Annotated in this window: 5 protein-coding genes and 1 pseudogene; 5 read left to right on the forward strand and 1 reads right to left on the reverse strand. The window is 74.9% G+C overall.

Annotation, left to right across the window (positions count from 1 at the left end; genetic code table 11):
- The 5 genes and pseudogenes from ACFY01_RS46030 to ACFY01_RS46050 form a co-directional block, all read left to right on the forward strand.
- The coding region (locus tag ACFY01_RS46030) for an SDR family NAD(P)-dependent oxidoreductase (protein ID WP_390741767.1) at nt 1-4,089 on the forward strand (4,089 nt) is incomplete at its 5' end.
- 138 nt (nt 4,090-4,227) lie between these two features.
- Nucleotides 4,228-14,800, forward strand: a pseudogene (locus ACFY01_RS46035) (type I polyketide synthase); the annotation flags it as partial.
- A 93-nt stretch (nt 14,801-14,893) separates the two neighbouring features.
- Nucleotides 14,894-18,040, forward strand: coding sequence for a type I polyketide synthase (locus tag ACFY01_RS46040; protein ID WP_390741768.1), 3,147 nt, complete (start codon nt 14,894-14,896; stop codon nt 18,038-18,040).
- Nucleotides 18,041-18,122: 82 nt separating this feature from the next.
- Entirely contained in the window at nt 18,123-18,377 is a 255-nt protein-coding gene (locus ACFY01_RS46045; protein WP_390741769.1) for a DUF5988 family protein, read from the forward strand.
- A 153-nt stretch (nt 18,378-18,530) separates the two neighbouring features.
- Complete coding sequence (locus ACFY01_RS46050; protein WP_390741770.1) at nt 18,531-20,060, forward strand: FAD-dependent monooxygenase; 1,530 nt, start codon at nt 18,531-18,533, stop codon at nt 20,058-20,060.
- A 5-nt stretch (nt 20,061-20,065) separates the two neighbouring features.
- Here the strand turns inward: ACFY01_RS46050 and ACFY01_RS46055 are convergent.
- Nucleotides 20,066-20,365 (reverse strand): aminotransferase class I/II-fold pyridoxal phosphate-dependent enzyme (locus ACFY01_RS46055; protein ID WP_390741771.1); only part of this gene is annotated, 300 nt, incomplete at its 5' end.

The raw sequence follows: 20,365 nt of genomic DNA on the forward strand, positions 1-20,365 counted from the left end.
TTCGAGCCGGCCGTGCGGTTGTTGGTCGAGCAGGGTTACCGGACCTTCGTCGAGTCCAGCCCGCACGCCGTCGTCGCCGCCGCCGTCCAGGACACCCTCGCCGACGCGGGCGTCACGGACGCCGTGGTCGTCGGCTCGCTACGCCGCGAGGAGGGCGGGCTCGCCCGGTTCCTGCGGTCGGCCGCCGAGGCCTTCACCGGCGGCGCGCCCGTCGACTGGCAGACCGTGCTGCCGTCCGCCGGACAGCCGGTGGGGCTGCCCACGTACGCCTTCCAGCGCGAGCGCTACTGGATCGACGACCCCGGTGCCGCCACGCAGGACGCGGCCGGGCTCGGCCTCGCCTCCGCCGGGCATCCGCTGCTGGGCGCGCTGGTGCGCACCGCCGAGGGCGACCGGCTGCTGCTCACCGGCCGTATCTCACGCCGCAGCCACCCCTGGCTCACCGACCACGCCGTCTCCGGCACCGTCATCGTCCCGGGCGCTGCCTGCGTCGACATGGCCCTGCTGGCCGGTGCCGAGGCGGGATGCGAGCTGTTGCGCGAGCTGACCCTGCACGCTCCGCTCGTCGTACCGGAGTCGGGCGGCGTCGACATTCAGGTGACGGTCGGCGAGCACGACGACGGCGCCCGTACCGTCGACATCCACTCCCGGCCCGCCGAGGGCGCGGGCGGCGATGCCGGGGCTCCGTGGACGCACCACGCCTCCGGCATCCTCGCCGACGAGGCCGTGCCCGCGGTCGGCTTCGCGGAGCAGTGGCCGCCGGCCGGTGCCGAGCCGGTGGACGTCACGGACCACTATCCCGCCCTCGCGGCGCGGGGATACGAGTACGGCCCCGCCTTCCAGGGGCTGCGTGCGGCCTGGCGGCGCGGCGACAGCGAGGTCCTCGCCGAGGTCGCGCTCGACGAGGCCCAGCACGCCGACGCCGCGGCCTTCGGCCTGCACCCCGCCCTCCTCGACGCCGCCCTGCACGCCGCCGGACTGCTCGACGGCGCGGGCGAGACCCGGCTGCGGCTGCCGTTCTCCTGGTCGGGAGTCGGCCTGCACGCCGTGGGTGCCACCGCGCTGCGGGTGCGCATCACCCGCACCGGCCCCGAGGCGTACACCGTGGAACTCGCCGACGCCGGCGGACCGGTGGGCATCGTCGAGGAGCTGGCGCTGCGCGCCGTGGACCCGGCGGCGTTGCAGGCCGCCGACAGCGGTGACGACGCGCTGTTCCGCGTCGACTGGACCCTCCTCGACGCGGAACAGCCGACGGCCCCGGCCGCCCCCTGGGCCGTGCTCGCCACCGACGGCTCCGACGCCGACGCCCTGGCCCGCGGTCTCGCGCTCGGCGGTGCCGACGTCACCGTCGCCGCGGACCTGGCCGAGGCGGCCGGCGCGGCCGCGGTCTGGGCCGACGTGCGCGAGGCGGACACCGTCCGGCCCGACGCGGACGCCGCCCGAGCCGCCGTCGGCCGGGTCCTGGAACACGTACGGGACTGGCTGGGCGACGAACGGTTCACCGACTCCCGGCTGGTGGTGCTCACCCGCCGTGCCGTCGCCACGGAGACCGGTGGCGAGCGGCCCGACCCGGCCGCCGCCGCCGTCTGGGGCCTGATCCGCTCGGCCCAGTCGGAGAACCCCGGCCGCTTCGTGCTCGTCGACCTCGACGACACCGAGGACTCGCTGCGCGCCCTGCCCGCCGCCCTCGCCTCCGGCGAGCCCCAACTGGCCCTGCGCGGCGGCGACATCCGCGCGCCGAGGCTGGCCCGGGCCGCGCAGAACGCCGGACTGCCCGCACCGGGGACACCGTGGCGGCTGGACTTCGCCGGCAAGCAGACACTCGCCGGTATCGAGCTGATCGACTGCCCGGAGGCGACGCAGCCGCTCGCTCCCGGCGAGATCCGTATCGCCATGCGCGCCGCCGGTGTCAACTTCCGTGACGTCCTCATGGCGCTCGGCATGGTGCCGAGCACCGCCGGACTGCCCGGCGGCGAAGGCGCCGGCGTGGTCCTGGAGGTCGGCGAGGGTGTCACCGGCCTGGCGCCCGGCGACCGGGTGATGGGCCTGTTCAAGGGCGGCACCGGACCGGTGACCGTCTCCGACCACCGGATGGCCGCCCGCATCCCGGCCGGCCTCACGTTCGCCCAGGCGGCGGCGATCCCCGTGGTCTACCTCACCGCCTACTACGGTCTCGTCGACCTCGGCCGCGTCCAGCCCGGCGAGTCCCTCCTCGTGCACGCCGCCGCCGGCGGCGTCGGCATCGCCGCCGTGCAACTGGCCCGGCACTGGGGGCTCGACCTGTACGGCACCGCCAGCGAGGGCAAGTGGCATCAGCTGCGCGCCATGGGGCTGCCCGAGGAGCGCATCGCCTCCTCCCGAACACTGGACTTCGAGGAGAAGTTCCGCTCGGTCAGCGACGGGCGGGGCGTCGATGTCGTCCTCAACTGCCTCGCCAACGAGTTCGTGGACGCCTCCCTGCGGCTGCTGCCCGACGGCGGCCGGTTCATCGAGATGGGCAAGACCGACATCCGGGACGCCGAGGCCACCGCGTCCGCGCACCCACGGGACATCTGGTACCGGGCGTTCGACCTCGGCGAGGCCGGGCCCGACCGGATCAAGGAGATGCTGGAGGAGATCTCCGCGCTGTACGAGCAGGGCGTGCTCGAGCCGCTGCCCGTGGCCGCCTGGGACATCCGGCGCGCCCCGGACGCGTACCGCTACCTGAGCCAGGCCCGCAACGTCGGCAAGGTCGTCCTCACCCTGCCCGCCCCGCTCGACCCGGAGGGCACCGCCCTGATCACCGGCGGACTCGGCACGGTCGGCGCGCTGGTCGCCCGCCGCCTGGTCACCGAGCACGGCATACGGCACCTGGTGCTCACCAGCCGGCGCGGTCCCGAGACCCCGGGCGCCGGGGAACTCGTCCGCGAACTGACCGGGCTGGGCGCCGAGGTGACGGTCGCTGCCTGCGACACCGCCGACGCCGGGCAGCTGGAGCGGGTCCTCGCGGACGTACCGCGCCGGCATCCGCTGACCGCGGTGGTGCACGCGGCCGGCGTCCTCGACGACGCGGTGGTCGGCTCGCTGACCGAGCGGCACGTCGAGCGGGTCTTCCGGCCCAAGGCCGACGCGGCGGTCAACCTGCACGAGCTCACCCGGGACCTGGACCTGGCCGCCTTCGTGATGTTCTCCTCCCTGGCCGGCGTCCTCGGCGGCGCCGGACAGGGCAACTACGCGGCGGCCAACGCCTTCCTGGACGCCCTGGCCCACGACCGCCGTGCCGCCGGGCTGCCCGCGCAGTCCCTGGCGTGGGGGCTGTGGGCCGAGCGCAGCGGCATGACCGGGCACCTCAGCGACGGCGACCTGCAACGCATGCGGCGCGGCGGGCTCAGGCCGCTGGAGTCCGAGGAGGGGCTGCGGCTCTTCGACCGTGCCCTCTCCTCCGCCGAGACGGTGCTGGTGCCCACCCCCGTCGACGTCCAGGCCCTGTCGGCGCAGGCCGCGCAGGGCACCCTCCCGGCGATGCTGGCCGGCCTGGCGCGGCGTGCTCCGGTGCGTCGCCGGGCCGCCGCGGCGGGCGTCCCCGGCGGGGGCGCGGACGGCGCCTCCCAGACCGAGCGGATCGCCCGCATGGGCGAGGCGGAGCGCCGCCAGTTCCTGCTCGAGCTGGTCCGCACCCAGGCGGCCGCCGTGCTCGGCCACGCGCCGGGCGAGGTGGCCGACAGCGACAGCCCGTTCAAGGAGATCGGCTTCGACTCGCTCACCGGCGTCGAACTGCGCAACCGGCTCACCGCCGCCACCGGCGTCACCCTGCCGGCGACGCTGGTGTTCGACTACCCGACGCCGTCCGTGCTCACCGACGAACTGCTGGACCGCATCGCTCCCGCCCAGGCGGCGCCGGACACCTCCGTGCTGACCGCCCTGGCGGAACTGGAGAACTCGTTGGCCCGGCTGACCCCCGACGACGAGCGGCGGGCCGGCGTCGGCGAGCGGCTGCGCGAACTGCTGCGGACCTGGAACGAAGCGGAGACCGCCGCCGGCTCGGCCGACCTCGACTCGGCGACCGACGACGAACTGTTCGACGTACTGGACAAGGAACTCCGTGGCTAGCGCACGGCCGGAACCCCTCACCGCGGCGGAGGTGCCCTCGCGCACTCCGCCGCCGGTCGGGTTTCCGCGTACCCAGCATCCATCGAAAACCCCCGCTCCAGAGGAGAGTTGACAGCAGTGTCGGCGAACGAGGAAAAGCTGCGCGATTATCTGAAGCGGGCCACCGGCGAACTCCGCGAGGCCCGTGAGCGGCTGGCCGAGGCCGAGGCCAGGGAGCACGAGCCGATCGCGATCGTCTCCATGGCGTGCCGCTTCCCCGGCGACGTCAGCACGCCCGAGGACCTGTGGCGGGTGCTGGAGACCGGCACCGACGCCATCGGGGCCTTCCCCACCAACCGCGGCTGGCCGGACATCGAGGACCTGTACGACCCCGACCCGGCCGCGTCCGGCAAGAGCTATGTGCGCGAGGGTGGGTTCGTCTACGACGCCGACCGCTTCGACGCCGAGTTCTTCGGCATCTCCCCGCGCGAGGCGGCCGCCATGGACCCGCAGCAGCGGCTGCTGCTGGAGGCCTCCTGGGAGGCCTGCGAGCGGGCCGGGGTCGCGCCGTCGGCGCTGGCCGGCACGCTCACCGGCACGTTCTTCGGGGTGATCTCCCAGGACTACGGTCCCCGCCTGTACGAGGGCGCCAAGGGCGTCGAGGGCCACCTGCTCACCGGCACCACCACCTCCGTCGCCTCCGGCCGGGTCGCCTACACCCTCGGCCTGGAGGGGCCCGCCGTCACCGTCGACACCGCCTGCTCCTCCTCCCTGGTCGCCATCCACCTCGCCGCCGCCGCACTGCGCCGCGGCGAATGCGACCTCGCCCTGGCCGGCGGTGCCTCGGTGATGCCGACGGCCGGCGCGTTCGTCGAACTCAGCCGCCAGCAGGCCCTGTCGCCCGGCGGCCGCTGCCGTGCCTTCGCCGAGGGCGCGGACGGCACCGGCTGGGGTGAGGGCGCCGGGGTCCTGATACTGGAGCGGCTCGCCGACGCCCGTCGCAACGGCCACCGCGTGCTCGCGGTCATCCGGGGCAGCGCCACCAACCAGGACGGCGCCAGCAACGGCCTGAGCGCACCCAGCGGACCCGCCCAGCAGCGTGTCGTCCGAGCCGCCCTGCGCAACAGCCGGCTCTCCCTCGACCAGATCGACGCCGTCGAGACGCACGGCACCGGCACCAAGCTCGGCGACCCGCTGGAGGCCCAGGCCCTCCTCGCCACCTACGGCAGCGACCGCTCGCCCGAACGCCCGCTGTGGATCGGCTCGCTGAAGTCGAACATCGGGCACACCCAGGCCGCCGCGGGAGTCGCCTCCGTCATCAAGATGGTGCTCTCCCTGCAGGCCGGCCTGCTCCCCAAGACCCTGCACGTCGACCAGCCCTCCTCCTACGTCGACTGGTCGCCCGGCACGGTGCTGCCGCTGACCGAACACGTGCCGTGGCCGGCCGGCGAACGGACCCGGCGTGCCGGGGTGTCCGCGTTCGGCATCAGCGGCACCAACGCCCACCTCATCCTGGAGGAGGCGCCCGCCGACACCCCGGCCGAGGGCACCCCGGATGCCCCCGCCGCCGAGGGACCCGCGCTCGTACCGCTGTCGGGCGGCAGCGAGGCGGCGCTGCGGGCCCAGGCCAAGCGGCTGCGTGAGCGGATCGCCGGTGACCCGGCGGCCACGCCGGCCGACATCGGCTACTCCACCGCCACCACCCGCTCCGCGCTCGCCCACCGCGCCGCGTTCGTCGCCGCCGACCGTGCCGCGCTGCTGGAGAACCTCGACGCCGTCGCCGCCGGCCTGCCCCTGCCGCTGCTGGCCCAGGGCACGGCGGGCGGCGACCGCAAACCGGTGTTCGTCTTCCCCGGCCAGGGCTCGCAGTGGGCGGCCATGGGCCAGGAACTGCTGCGCACCTCCGAGGTGTTCCGCGGCACGGCCGAGCGGTGCGCCGAGGCGCTCGCCCCCTACCTGGACTGGTCCGTGCTCGACGTACTGCGCGAACGGGAGGGAGCCCCCTCCCTGGACCGCGTGGACGTCGTCCAGCCGGTGCTGTTCACGATGATGGTGTCGCTGGCCGAACTGTGGCGCTCCCACGGCGTCCAGCCGGCCGCGGTCGTCGGCCACTCCCAGGGCGAGGTGGCCGCCGCGTACGTGGCCGGCGCCCTGTCCCTTGAGGACGCGGCCAAGGTGATCGCGGTGCGCAGCGCCCAGTGGTCCCGGCTCGCCGGCCACGGCGGCATGCTGTCCGTGATGGCGCCGCTCGGCACCGTCACCGAACACCTGGGCGCCTACGAAGGGGTGCTGTCGGTGGCCGCGGTCAACGGCCCCGCGTCCGTCACGGTCTCCGGCCGGCCCGAGGCACTCGCCGAACTCGCCGCGCGGCTGACCGAGGCCGGCGTCCGCAACCGCGCCGTGCCCGGCGTCGACTGCGCCGGCCACTCCGCGCAGGTCGACGCCCTGCGCGAGGACATGATCGCCGCGCTCGGCACCGTCTCGCCGCGCGCCTCGTCGATCCCGTTCATCTCCACCGTCACCGGCGACGCCCTCGACACCACCGGACTCGACGTCGGCTACTGGTACCGCAACATGCGGGAACCGGTCGACTTCCAGCAGGCCGTGCACACCCTGCTGGCCCGGGGCCACCAGACGTTCGTCGAGATCAGCCCGCACCCGGTGCTCGGCTCCGCACTCCAGGACACCGCCGACGACACCGGCCGCGAGGCCGTCGCCATCGGCACCCTGCGCCGCGGGGAAGGCGGCCCGGAGCGCGTCCTGTTCGCCCTGGGCGAGGCCCATGTCCGGGGCCTGGACGTCGACTTCGAGGCGGTGTTCGCCGGATCCGGGGCGCGCCGCGTCGCCCTGCCCACGTACGCCTTCCAGCGCCGGCATCACTGGACCGCACCCACCGCCACCGTGCCCGACCAGGAGCGGCAGGAGCGGCACACGGACCCCGACGAGGAGGCCTTCTGGCAGATCGTCGAGCAGGAGGACGTCACCGGGCTCGGCGCGCTCGTCGGCCTCACGGAGGAACAGCGGTCCGCGCTGGACGGCGCCCTGCCCGCCCTCGCGGCCTGGCGGCGGCGTCGCAACTCCCTGTCCCGTATCAGCTCCTGGCGCTACCGCACCGAATGGCAGCCCGTCTCCGCCCCGCCCGACGCGGCCCTGTCCGGCACCTGGCTGCTCGTCGTGCCGCAGGGCCACGAGGAGGACGCCCTCGTCGAAGGGGCGCGGCGCGCCCTGACGGCGCACGGTGCCCGGCCCGTGCCGGTCGTGGTCGACGCGGCCACCGCCGACCGCGCCGCCTTCGCCGAGCGGCTGGCCGACGCCGTACGACGCGAGCTCGACGGGGACCCGGGACGGGTCGCGGGCGTGGTGTCCGCGCTCGCCGCCGACGAGCGGCCGCACGCCGTCCAGCCGGCGCTGTCCGCCGCCCTGGCCGGCACCTCGGCACTGCTGACCGCCCTGGCCGGCGCCGGCGTCACCGCCCGGCTGTGGTGCCTGACCCGCGGGGCCGTCCCCGCGGGCGGCGCCGACCGGCTGACCAGCCCCGTCCAGGCCCAGGTGTGGGGACTGGGCCGGGCCGCCGCCCTGGAGTACCCGCGGCTGTGGGGCGGGCTCGTCGACCTCGGCGACCCGCTCGACGAGCGCGAGCAGCGTCTGCTCGGCCCGTTCCTGTCCGACACCGGCTCCGGCGCGGAGGACCAGGTCGCGCTGCGCGCCGCCGGCGCCTACGCCCGCCGCCTGGTGCGGGCCCCGCTCGACGGCGACGAGCAGCCCTGGACACCGCGCGGCACCGTCCTGATCACCGGCGGCACCGGTGCCCTGGCCGGCCATGTGGCGCGCTGGCTGGCCCGCTCCGGCGCGCAGCGGCTGGTGCTGACCAGCCGACGCGGCATCGACGCGCCCGGCGCCGCGGAACTCCGCGACGAACTGCGCGCGCTGGGCCCGGAGGTCACCGTCGCCGCCTGCGACATCGCCGACCGGGACGCCGTGGCGGCGCTCGTCGCGGAGATCACCGCCGACGGCGAACCGCTGCGCGCCGTCGTCCACACCGCGGGCGTCGGCCAGTTCAGCTCCGTCGAGGAGACCGGCCTCGACGACATGGCCGGCATCTGCGCGGCCAAGGTGAGCGGCGCCGACCACCTGGTGGACCTCGTCGACCCCGAACAGCTCGACGCGTTCGTCCTGTTCTCGTCGAACGCCGCCGTGTGGGGCAGTGGCAGCCAGGGCGCGTACGGCGCCGCCAACAGCCATCTCGACGCGCTCGCCGTGCGCTCCCGGGCCGCCGGGCTGCCCGTCACCTCCGTCGCCTGGGGCGCCTGGGGCGGCGGCGGCATGGCCGCCAACGAGGTCATGGAGGAGCACCTGCGCCGCCGCGGACTGCGCGAGATGGACCCCGAACTCGCGGTCCTCGCCCTCGCGCTGGCCGTGGGCCGCCAAGAGAGCGCCGTCGCCGTCACCGACGTGGAGTGGGAGCAGTTCGCGCCCAGCTTCACCGCGGCCCGGCCCAGCCCGCTGCTCGGCTCGCTGCCCGAGGTGCGCGCGGCGCTGGACGACACCGTGGACGACACCGGCGACGACACGGCCGACGGCGCCGCCGGACTGCGCGCCCGACTGGTGGACCTGCCCGTGCCGGACCGGCTGCGCGAACTGCGCGACCTGGTCGCCGTCCAGGCGGCGGCCGCGCTGGGCCACGGCGGTACCGACCGGATCGCCTCCGGCCGGGCATTCAAGGAGCTGGGCTTCGACTCCCTCACGGCGGTCGAGGTGCGCAACCGGCTGCGCAAGGCCACCGGCCTGCCCCTGCCCACCACCCTGGTCTTCGACCACCCCACCCCGCAGGCCGTGGCCGAACTGCTGCACAGCAGCCTCTTCGGCGACGACCACGCGGACGGCGGATCCGGCGCCGACGACGTCGTCGTGCCGCCGCCCGCACCGAGCGGACGCGACAGCGTCACCGAGTCCGAGCTCGACGCCATGGACGCCGAGGACCTCATCGCCCTGGCCCTCGAGGAATCCGGTTCCTGAACCCGGAACCGACGACATTTGGGAGAGTTTGGAGCTCTTGATGGCTGCGACCTCGGAGAAACTCGTTGAAGCGCTGCGCGCCTCCCTGCGTGAGACGGAGCGGCTGCGCCGGGAGAACCACGACCTGGCCGAAGCGGCGCGGGAGCCGATCGCCATCGTCGGCATGAGCTGCCGCTTCCCCGGCGGCGTCCGCGGCCCGGAGGACCTGTGGGACCTGGTGGCCGAAGGCAGGGACGCGGTGACCGCGTTCCCCGCCGACCGCGGCTGGGACCTGGAAGACCTCTACGACCCCGAGGGCGCCCCCGGAAAGAGCTACGCCGACCAGGGCGGGTTCCTGTACGAGGCGGGCGACTTCGACCCCGCCTTCTTCGGGATCTCGCCCCGCGAGGCGGCCGCGATGGACCCCCAGCAGCGACTGGTGATGGAGGCCGCCTGGGAGGCCGTGGAGTACGCCGGCGTCGACCCGGCCCGGCTGCGCGGCACCCGCACCGGTGTCTTCGTGGGCGGCCGGGCACTGGACTACGGGCCGCGCATGCACGAGGTGCCCGAGAGCGTGGGGGGCTATCTGCTGACCGGGGTGGCCCCGGCCGTCATGTCCGGCCGGGTCTCCTACTTCCTGGGCGCCGAGGGGCCCGCCGTCACCGTCGACACCGCCTGCTCGTCCTCGCTGGTCGCGCTGCACCTGGCCTGCCAGTCGCTGCGGCAGGGTGAGTCCACCCTCGCCCTCGCGGGCGGGGTGGCGGTGATGGCCACCCCCGGCGCGTTCACGGAGTTCACCCGCCAGCGCGGGCTGGCCCGGGACGGCCGCTGCAAGTCGTTCTCGGCGGACGCCGACGGCACCGGCTGGGGCGAGGGCGTCAGCATGGTCCTGCTGGAGCGGCTCTCGGACGCCCGGCGCAACGGCCACAAGGTGCTGGCGATCGTGCGGGCCAGTGCCCTCAACCAGGACGGCGCCAGCAACGGCCTGAGTGCCCCCAGCGGGCCCGCCCAGCAACGGGTGATCCGCCAGGCCCTGGCGAGCGCCGGCCTCACCGTCGACCAGGTGGATGTCGTGGAGGCGCACGGCACCGGCACCCGGCTCGGCGACCCGATCGAGGCGCAGGCCATCCTCGCCACCTACGGGCAGCGCAAGGCCAAGGACCGTCCGCTGCTGCTCGGCTCCCTGAAGTCCAACATCGCGCACACCCAGGCCGCGTCCGGTGTCGGCGGCATCATCAAGATGGTCATGGCGCTGCGGCACGGCACCGTGCCCAGGACCCTGCACGCCGAGGAACCCTCCCCGCACGTCGACTGGGAGTCGGGGGCGGTCTCGCTGCTGACGGAGGCGGTGCCGTGGCCGGAGACCGGCGAGCCGCGCCGGGCCGGTGTGTCCTCCTTCGGCATCAGCGGCACCAACGCCCACATCATCGTCGAGGAGGCTCCGCCGGAGCCGGCCGCGGACCCGGACGCGGCGCCGGACACGGCGCGGGACCAGGCGCCGCCCGCCGCCCCGGAACTGCCCGAGGTGCCCTGGCCGGTGTCGGGCCGCGGGGCCCAGGCGCTGCGGGCCCAGGCCGCACGGCTCGGCCGGTTCGCCGCGGAGCACGAGGAGCTGTCCGCCGTCGACGTCGCCGGCGCGCTCGCCACCACCAGGACCGCCTTCGAGCACCGCTCCGTGGTGCTCGGCGCGGACCGCGAGGCGCTGCTGCGCGCCCTGGGCGCGGTGGCCGAGGGCGTCCGGCACCAGGACGTGGTCACCGGCGTCGTACCGGAGGGCGGCACGTCCGTCGCGTTCCTGTTCACCGGGCAGGGCGCGCAACGGCTTGCCATGGGGCGGGAACTGCGCGCGGTCTTCCCCGCCTTCGCCGCCGCCTGGGACGAGGTCTGCGCCGCCCTCGACCCGCTGCTCGAACGCCCCCTCGACGACGTGGTGTCCGCCGAGCCCGGGACACCGGAGGCGGCACTGCTGGATCAGACCCAGTGGACCCAGACCGCCCTGTTCGCCTTCGAGGTCGCCGCCTTCCGGCTCGTGGAGAGCCTGGGCGTGCGTCCCGACTACCTCGTCGGGCACTCCATCGGCGAACTCGCCGTCGCCCACGTGGCCGGCGTGCTGTCGCTGGCCGACGCCGCCGCCCTGGTCGTGGCGCGCGGCAGGCTCATGCAGGAGCTGCCCGAGGGCGGCGCCATGGCCGCCCTGCAGGCCTGTGAGGAGGAGGTGCTGCCACTGCTGGAGGGGCGAGGGGAGCAGGTGTCCGTCGCCGCCCTCAACGGTCCCGCTGCCACGGTGGTCGCCGGGGACGAGGACGAGGTGCTGCGGATCGTCGGACACTTCAAGGAGCAGGGCCGCAGGGCCACCCGGCTGCGGGTCAGCCACGCCTTCCACTCGCCCCGCATGGAGCCGATGCTGGCCGCGTTCCGTTCCGTCGCCGAGGGCCTGACCTACCACCGGCCGCGGATCCCGGTCGTCTCCACCGTCACCGGTACGGCCGTCACGGGCGAGGAACTGGGCTCGCCGGAGTACTGGGTGCGCAACGTGCGCCGGCCCGTGCGGTTCGCGGACGCCGTACGAGCCCTGCGGGAGCGTGGCGTCACCGCCTTCCTGGAGCTCGGCCCGGACGCCGCCCTGACCCCGATGGCCCGCCAGTGCATCGACGCCCCGGCGCAGGAGACCGACGGCGCCACCGACGAGGCCGCGCTGACGGTGGCCACCTGCCGCCGCGACCGCGCCGAGGCACGCACCCTGCTGACCGCCCTCGCCGAACTCCACGTCCGGGGAACCGGCGTCGACTGGGCCCGGCTGTTCGCCGGCCGCACCGCGCGCCGGGTCGACCTGCCCGTCTACGCCTTCCAGCACCAGCGCTACTGGCTGGCCGACACCGCCGCCACGGCGGGCCTGGACACCGCCGGGGTGACGGACGCCGGGCATCCGCTGCTCGGCGCGGCCGTTCCCCTCGCCGACGGCGGGGGCTGGGTGTTCACCGGCGCGTTGTCGCTGCGTACGCACTCCTGGCTCGCCGACCACCACCTGGCGGGCACCGCCGTGGCACCGGGCACCGCCCTGGTGGAACTGATGGCGGCCGTCGGCCGGCACGTGGAGGCGCGCCGCCTGGACGAACTGACCCTGCACGCGCCGCTGGTCATCCCCGAGGGCCCCGGCGTGCAGGTGCAGATCGTGGCGCGGGCGGCGGGCGACGAGGAGACGTACGACACCGAGGTGTTCTCCCGGCCCGCCCCACGCGACGGCGAACCGGCCGTGGCCGACTGGACCCGGCACGCCCAGGGCCGCCTGGTGCGGGCCGCGCGGCCCGCACCAGGCGGCCCGGAGGACTGGGCGGCGGCCTGGCCCCCGCCGGGCGCCGTGCCCGTCGGCATCGACGAGCTGTACGACTCCCTCGACGGCACCGGCTTCGGCTACGGCCCCGCCTTCCAGGGCCTCGAGACGGCCTTCCGGCGCGGGCGGGAACTGTTCGTCCAGGCCCGGCTGCCACACGAACAGGCGGACTCGGCCGACTCCTACGACGTCCATCCCGCCCTCCTGGACGCCACCCTCCAGCCGGTCGGCCTGGGCGCGCTGGCCGACGAGGACGACGACACGGCGGGACGGCGCGGCATGCCGTTCGCCTGGACCGGCGTCACCTGGTCGGCTCCGGCCGGCGCCGAGATCCGCGTCCGCTTCGACGCCGGCGGCTCAGACGGCGTCTCCGTCCGGATCGCCGACCCGGCGGGCACGCTCGTGGCCTCGGTGGACTCCCTCGTGCTGCGGCCGCTGCCCGCCGAACAGCTGGCGGCGCTCGGCTCCTCGCGCACCGACTCGATGTTCCGTCTCCAGTGGCCCGCGGCTCCCGAGCCCGGCCCCGAAGCCGAACAGCAGTCCGCGGTGGGCTGGTGGGCCCTGCTGGGCGAGCACGACACCGCCGACTGGACGGACGGCACGTGCGAGGTCACCGTCCACCGTGACGCCACGGCCCTGCTCGCCGCGCTGGACGAGCAGGATGCCGCCCCCGACGTGCTGGTGGTCCCCGCTGCCGGGGCGGACCGGCCCGGCAGCGGCATACCCGAGGCGCTCGGCGCCGTGCTGGAGGTGTGCCGCACCGTGCTGGCCGACTCCCGGCTCGCGGACACCAGGCTGCTCGTCGTGACCCGCGACGGCGTCCTCGCCGCACCCGGCGAGGACGCCCCCGACCTCGCCCAGGCCGCCGTATGGGGCCTGCTGCGCTCGGCCCAGACCGAGTACCCCGACCGGATCGTGCTCCTCGACCTCCCGTCGGGGCACGCTCCGAGCCGCCATCTGGCGACCTCCGCCCTGCTCCGCGGGGAACCCCAACTGGCGGTCCGTGAGGGCCGGTTCGTCGTGCCACGGCTGGAGCGTGCCGCCCCCGCCGAGGACCGGCGCGGCGGGTCCTTCACCCCGGACGGCACCGTCCTGGTCACCGGTGGCACCGGAGCCCTCGGCTCACTGGTCGCCCGGCACCTCGTCACCGAGCACGGCGTGCGCAGCCTGGTCCTGGCGGGCCGGCGCGGCCCGGCCGCCGAGGGTGCCGAGGCACTGCGGGCCGAACTGGAGGGCCTCGGCGCCACCGTCACCCTCGCCGCCTGCGACGTGGCGGACCGGGAGCGGCTCGCCGAGCTGCTCGGCGCGATCCCCGCGGAACGGCCGCTGGCCGCCGTGGTGCACACGGCCGGCACGGTCGACGACGGCGCGCTGACCTCCCTCACCCCCGAGCGGGTCGCCGCTGTACTGCGCGCCAAGGTGGACGGGGCGCTGCACCTGCACGACCTCACCCGGGACCTGGACCTGTCGGCGTTCGTGCTGTTCTCCTCCGCCGCGGGCATCCTCGGCGGCGCCGGCCAGGCCAACTACGCCGCCGCCAACGCCGCCCTCGACGCGCTCGCCCAGCGGCGCGCCGCCGAGGGGCTGCCGGCCGTCTCGCTGGCCTGGGGCTGGTGGGAGCAGGACGGCGGGATGACCGGCCATCTCCAGGAGGCGGACCTGCGCCGCCTCGCGGAGGCCGGGCTGCTGCCGCTGTCCCCCGAGGAGGGACTCGCCCTGTTCGACGCGGCCGTGGCCGACGGCGACCCGCTGCTCGTACCGCTGCGCGCCGACCTGGCGCGGCTGCGTGCCCGGGCCCGTACCACGCCGCCGCCGGCGCTGCTGCGCGCCCTGGTCCCCGCCCCGGCGCGCCGCACCCCGGAACGCACCGAGGCGGACACCGGCGAGCTGCGCGCCCGCCTGGCCACGCTGCCGGAGGAGGAGCGGGAGGCTGAGCTGACCGCGCTGGTCGCCCGGACCGTGGCCGGTATCCTCGGCCATGAGTCCGCCGCCGCCGTGGAGATCTCCCGCGGCTTCCTGGAACTGGGCCTGGACTCGCTCGGCGCGATGGAGCTGCGCAACCAGCTCGGCGCCGCGACGGGCCTGCGCCTGTCGGCGACCCTCGCCTTCGACCACCCCAGCCCGGCGGCCGTCATCGCCCACCTCGCCGCCGAAATCGCCCCCGACGAGCAGGGCGCGGTCGGCGCCGTCAAGGAGCGGATCGAGCAACTCGCCACCGACCTCGAGGGCATCCGCCCCGGCGAGGACGAGCGCCGCGCGATCGTCGCCAGGCTGCGCGCCCTGGCCGCCGCCTGGGACCGGCCGGTCGGAGCGGACGACGACGAGGAGGGCGCCGCGCGGCGCGACCTGACCGAGGCCAGCGCGGACGAGCTGTTCGACCTGCTGGACGAGGAACTGGGGGCCCGGTGACGGCACGTCCACCCCACCACACGCGCACCGACCGACGTGCCGGGGCCGTGCGGCCCTCGGCCACCACACCCACGGGGACGGGAACACGCCATGGCTGACGACGAGAAACTGCTGGACTACCTCAGGCGGGCGACGGCCGATCTGCGCGAAGCCCGCCGCCGCATCCACGAACTGGAGGAGAAGGACCACGAGCCCATCGCCATCGTCGGCATGGCCTGCGCCTACCCGGGCGGGGTGCGCTCACCCGAGGACCTGTGGAACCTGGTCGCCGACGGCGTCGACGCCGTCGGCCGGTTCCCCGACAACCGCGGCTGGGATCTCGACGCCCTCTACGACCCCGACCCGGACACCGTCGGGACCTGCTACTCCGACCAGGGCGGATTCCTCTACGACGCGGGCGACTTCGACGCCGGCCTGTTCGGCGTCACCCCGCGCGAGGCGCTCGCCATCGACCCGCAGCAGCGGCTGCTGCTGGAGTCCTCCTGGAAGGCCTTCGAGAGCGCCGGTCTGGACCCGCGTTCGCTGCGCGGCAGCCGCGCGGGCGTCTTCCTCGGCGTCATGTACAACGACTACGGCTCCCGGCTGCGGCCCGCCCCCGACGGCTTCGAGGGCTACCTCGGCAACGGCAGCGCGCCCAGCGTGGCCTCGGGCCGGCTGTCGTACACCTTCGGCCTCGAGGGGCCCGCGGTCACCGTGGACACCGCCTGCTCGTCCTCGCTGGTCGCGCTGCACCTGGCCGCCCGGGCACTGCGGGCCGGCGAGTGCACCCTGGCACTGGCCGGGGGAGTGACGGTGATGTCGACCCCGGGGCCGTTCATCGAGTTCGCCCGGCAGCGGGGGCTGGCCCCCGACGGCCGCTGCAAGTCGTTCTCGGCGGACGCCGACGGCACCGGCTGGGGCGAGGGCGTCGGCGTGCTGGTGCTGGAGCGGCTGTCCGACGCGCAGCGCAGCGGGCATCGCGTGCTGGCCCTGGTCCGCGGCACCGCCGTCAACCAGGACGGCGCCAGCAGCGGCCTTACCGCGCCCAACGGCACCGCGCAGCAACGCGTCATCCGGCAGGCGCTGGAGGACGCCCGGCTCACCCCCGACGACATCGACGCCGTGGAGGCGCACGGCACCGGCACCACGCTGGGCGACCCCATCGAGGGTCAGGCGCTGCTCGCCGTCTACGGCAAGGGCCGCGAGCCGGAGCGTCCGCTGCGGCTGGGCTCGCTGAAGTCGAACATCGGGCACACCCAGGCGGCGGCGGGCGTCGGCGGCATCATCAAGATGGTGATGGCGATGCGGCACGGCACCCTGCCGCGGACCCTGCACGTGCAGGAGCCCACCCCGCACATCGACTGGGACGCGGGCGGCCTGTCCCTGCTCACCGAGACGGAGCCCTGGCCGGCGGCCGACCGTCCCCGGCGGGCGGGGGTGTCCTCCTTCGGGGTCAGCGGCACCAACGCGCACGTCATCGTGGAGCAGGCACCCGACGCCCCCGCGGCACCGGAGCGGCCCGCCACCGGTCCTCTCGCCTGGACCCTCTCGGGCCGTACACCGGGCGCGCTGCGCGGGCAGGCGGCCCGGCTGGCGGCCCACCTGCGCACCCGTCCTCAGACGGACCTGCCGGACGCGGCCGCCACCCTGGCCTCCGGCCGGGCGCTGCTCGAGCACCGCGCCGTCGTCATCGGCGAGGACCGCGAGCAGCTGCTGGCGGCCCTGGACCGGCTCGCCGACGGCCGGGCCGGCCGGGACACCGTCCAGGGCACGCCGCCCTCCTCCGGCAGCGGCCCGCTGGCCGTGCTCTTCTCCGGCCAGGGGGCGCAGCGGGCGGGCATGGGGCGCGAACTCCACGCGGCGTTCCCGGTGTTCGCCCGGGCGCTGGACGAGGTGTGCGAGCGTTTCGACGCCCAGCTGGACGTGCCGCTGCGCAAGGTGCTGTTCGCCGAGGAGGGCTCCGAGCACGCCGAGCTGCTGGCGCGCACCGAGTACACGCAGGCGGGGCTGTTCGCCGTGGAGACGGCCCTCTACCGCCTGTACGAGAGTTTCGGTGTGAAGCCCGACTTCGTCACCGGCCACTCCGTAGGCGAGCTGACCGCCGCTCATGTGGCCGGGGTGTGGGACCTGGACGACGCGGTCACGCTGGTGGCGGCGCGCGGCCGGCTGATGCAGGCACTGCCCGCCACCGGGGCGATGATCGCCGTGGAGGCGTCCGAGGAGGAGATACGGCCGCACCTGGAGGGCCGGGAGAGCCAGGTGGCCGTCGCCGCCGTCAACGGACCGCGATCCGTGGTGATCTCCGGGGACGCCGAGCCGGCGGAGGAGATCGCCACGGTCTGGCGGGAGCAGGGCAGGCGCACCAAGCGGCTGCGGGTCAGCCACGCCTTCCACTCCCCGCACATGGACGGCATGCTCGAACGGTTCCGCGAGGTCGCCGAGAGCCTGACCTACCGTCGGCCCCGGATCCCGATCGTGTCCAACCTGACCGGCGAGCCGGCCGGCGAGGACGAGATCCGCTCGCCCGAGTACTGGGTCAGGCACGTACGCGGTTCGGTGCGCTTCGAGCACTGCGTACGCACCCTGCGGGAGCAGAAAGTGGACGTCTTCCTCGAAGTCGGCCCGGACAGTGTGCTGGCCCCCATGGCGGGGGAGACGCTCGCTTCGGCGCCGGGCACCGCTCCCCGGGTCGTCGCGACCCTGCGCCGGGACCGTCCCGAGCCGGCCGCGCTGTTCACGGCCCTGGCCGAACTGCACGTCCGGGGCGCCGGCGTGCGGTGGCAGGCGGCCCTCGAGGGCTTGCCGACCACCCCGGTGGAGCTGCCGACCTACGCCTTCCAGCGGCGTACGTACTGGCTGGAGGAGGTCGCCCCGGTGTCCCTCCGGGGGGACGCGCGGGCCACCGTGTCCGCGCAGGCCGAGCCGGAGGACGACCCGGCACAGGGGGCCGCCGGTGCGCTCGGCGACATCGCGGGCCTGCCCGCCGAGGAACGCCGAGCCGCCCTGCTGACCGCCGTCCTGGACGCCGCCGCCCAGGTCATGGGGCACGACTCGACCGACGAGGTCGACCCGGACGCCGAGGTCCTGGAGTTGGGGTTCACCTCGCTGATGGCGGTCGAACTGCGCAACCTGCTCACCGACGCCACCGGTCTGGAACTGCCGCCCGCGCTGGTCTACGACCACCCGACCTTCGCGGCGATCGCGGAATACCTGGAGGAGACACTGCGAGAGCAGCCGCAGGAAGCCCTCGCGGTCTGACGGAATTCCGTGGAGACTCCACCGAAAATGACCGGCACTTGGAAAAATTATAAGGGCGAATGGACATCGGAAAGGAGAGCTCATGGGTTACGGAAGTGCGAATGCCGCAGCGGTGCTCGGCCGGGTCCGGCTCGAGGGAGGCCCGAGGGACCTCTCGGGAGCGGTGGACCTGGACGACATGGACATGGTCCTCTCCTCCCCGGAGAAGATAAAGATCCGCTACCTCGGCGGATACGAGCACTACGAGTACGTCGAGGAACTCCCCGGGGACGGCCTGCCGGACGACGGGTCCGGGCCGCTGCTCAGGTGGTCGGGGCGGACGAAGATAGCCGAATGACACTCGGCTCCGACACGAGAGACAACTGAATGGCACTCGGCGTCCGCGGCGAATAAGGGATATACGCCGCGGACGTGATCCGCTCTCGTCTCCACCTCGATGACCGGCTACTAGCATCGTCGCCAGCCGTCCGAAAAAACGGGAGAGCGCGAGATGACGGACACTGAAGTGCTGATCGCGGGCGCCGGACCGACCGGTCTGATGCTCGCGTGCGAATTACGCCTGGCGGGTGTCGAGGTGGAGGTCGTCGACCGGCTCCCTGAACGCTCGGGCGAGTCACGGGCGGGCGGTCTGCACGCCCGCACCATGGAGGTGCTGGACCAACGAGGCGTCCTGGAGCGCTTCCGGGCGCGGGGCCGGCACAGTCCGCTGGGCCACTTCTCCGGGCTGTGGCTGCAGTTCGACAAACTGGCCAGCGAGTACCCCGAGCCGCTGGTGATCCTGCAGAGCACGACCGAGCAGCTCCTGGAGGAATGGGCGGCGGAACTCGGCGTCCGGGTGCGCTGGTCGGCCGGGGTGACGGCGGTCCGTCAGGACGCGGACGGCGTCGAGGCCGACCTGCACGCCCCGGACGGCACCCGCTCCGACCCGGCCACCCTGCGCGCCCGCTACCTGGTGGGCTGTGACGGCGGACGCTCCGCGGTCCGCAGACTCGCCGGCATCGACTTCCCCGGCACCCCGCCGACCCTGACCGCGATGATCGGTGACGTCGAACTCGCCGACCCGCCGTCCGAGTCGCTCGTGGGCCAGCGCCGCCCGCTCGGTGACTTCACCGTGTTCAACTTCGAACCCGGCTGGTACCGCGTCCTGACCACCGAGTACGACCGGGTGACCGACCGGAGCGAGCCGGTGACGCTGGAGGCGCTGCGGGAGACCCTGACCCGGATCGCGGGAACCGACTTCGGCATGCGCAACCCCCGCTGGCTGTCCCGGTTCGCCGACGCCGCACGCCTCGCCGAACGCTACCGCCGGGGCCGGGTGCTGCTGGCCGGAGACGCCGCCCACGTCCACTACCCGGCCGGCGGCCAGGGCCTGAACATGGGCGTGCAGGATGCGGTCAACCTCGGCTGGAAGCTCGCCGCGGTCGTGCGCGGCCGGATGCCCGAGGAGTTCCTGGACACCTACCACGACGAGCGCCACCCCGTGGCTGCACGCGTGCTGCACAACACCCGGGCGCAGGCCGCCCTGGGCCGCCCCGGCCCGGCCACCGACGCGCTGCGGGAGGTGTTCGGCACGCTGATCGGCTTCGGGGAGGTCAACCAGTACCTGAGCACCATGATCACCGCCCTGGACCTGCGCTACCCGACCCCGGACGACCACCCCCTGGCCGGCCGCCGGGTCCCGAACGCGGACCTCAAGGACCAGGACGGCGACACCCGCATCCGCAGCCTGCTGCACCGGGGCCGGCCCGTCCTGCTCGAACTGCGCGGCGCCCAGGGCCTGGACGGGACGGCCGCCGCATGGGCGGACCGGGTCGACCATGTCGCGGCCGACTGCGCCGACGAGACATGGGAGGTGCCGGCCGTCGGCCCGGTCCCCGTGCCCGCCGCGCTGCTGCTGCGTCCCGACGGGCACATCGCCTGGGTGGCCTCCGCCGGTACCGTTCCGGACACCGACGCCCTGCGCACGGCGCTCACCGAATGGTTCGGGCCGCCCGCGACCGCCGCCCCGGCGCGTGGCTGAGGCGGTCAGCCCGACTGGGCGTAACCGTCGAGGAACGTCCCGATCCGGGTGATCGCCTCGGCCAGGTCCTGGGTCTGGGGCAGCGAGACGACGCGGAAGTGGTCGTGCTCGGGCCAGTTGAAGCCGGTCCCGTGCACGACCATGATCTTCTCCTGGCGGAGCAGGTCGAGAACCATCTGCTGATCGTCCTTGATCGGGAACACCTTGGGGTCCAGCCGCGGGAAGAGGTACAGCGCCCCCTTCGGCCGTACGCACGTCACGCCCGGGATCTGGGTGAGCAGGTCGTAGGCGGTGTCCACCTGCTC

This window comes from Streptomyces sp. NPDC001480 (assembly GCF_042894725.1).
In the GTDB taxonomy this organism is placed as follows: domain Bacteria; phylum Actinomycetota; class Actinomycetes; order Streptomycetales; family Streptomycetaceae; genus Streptomyces.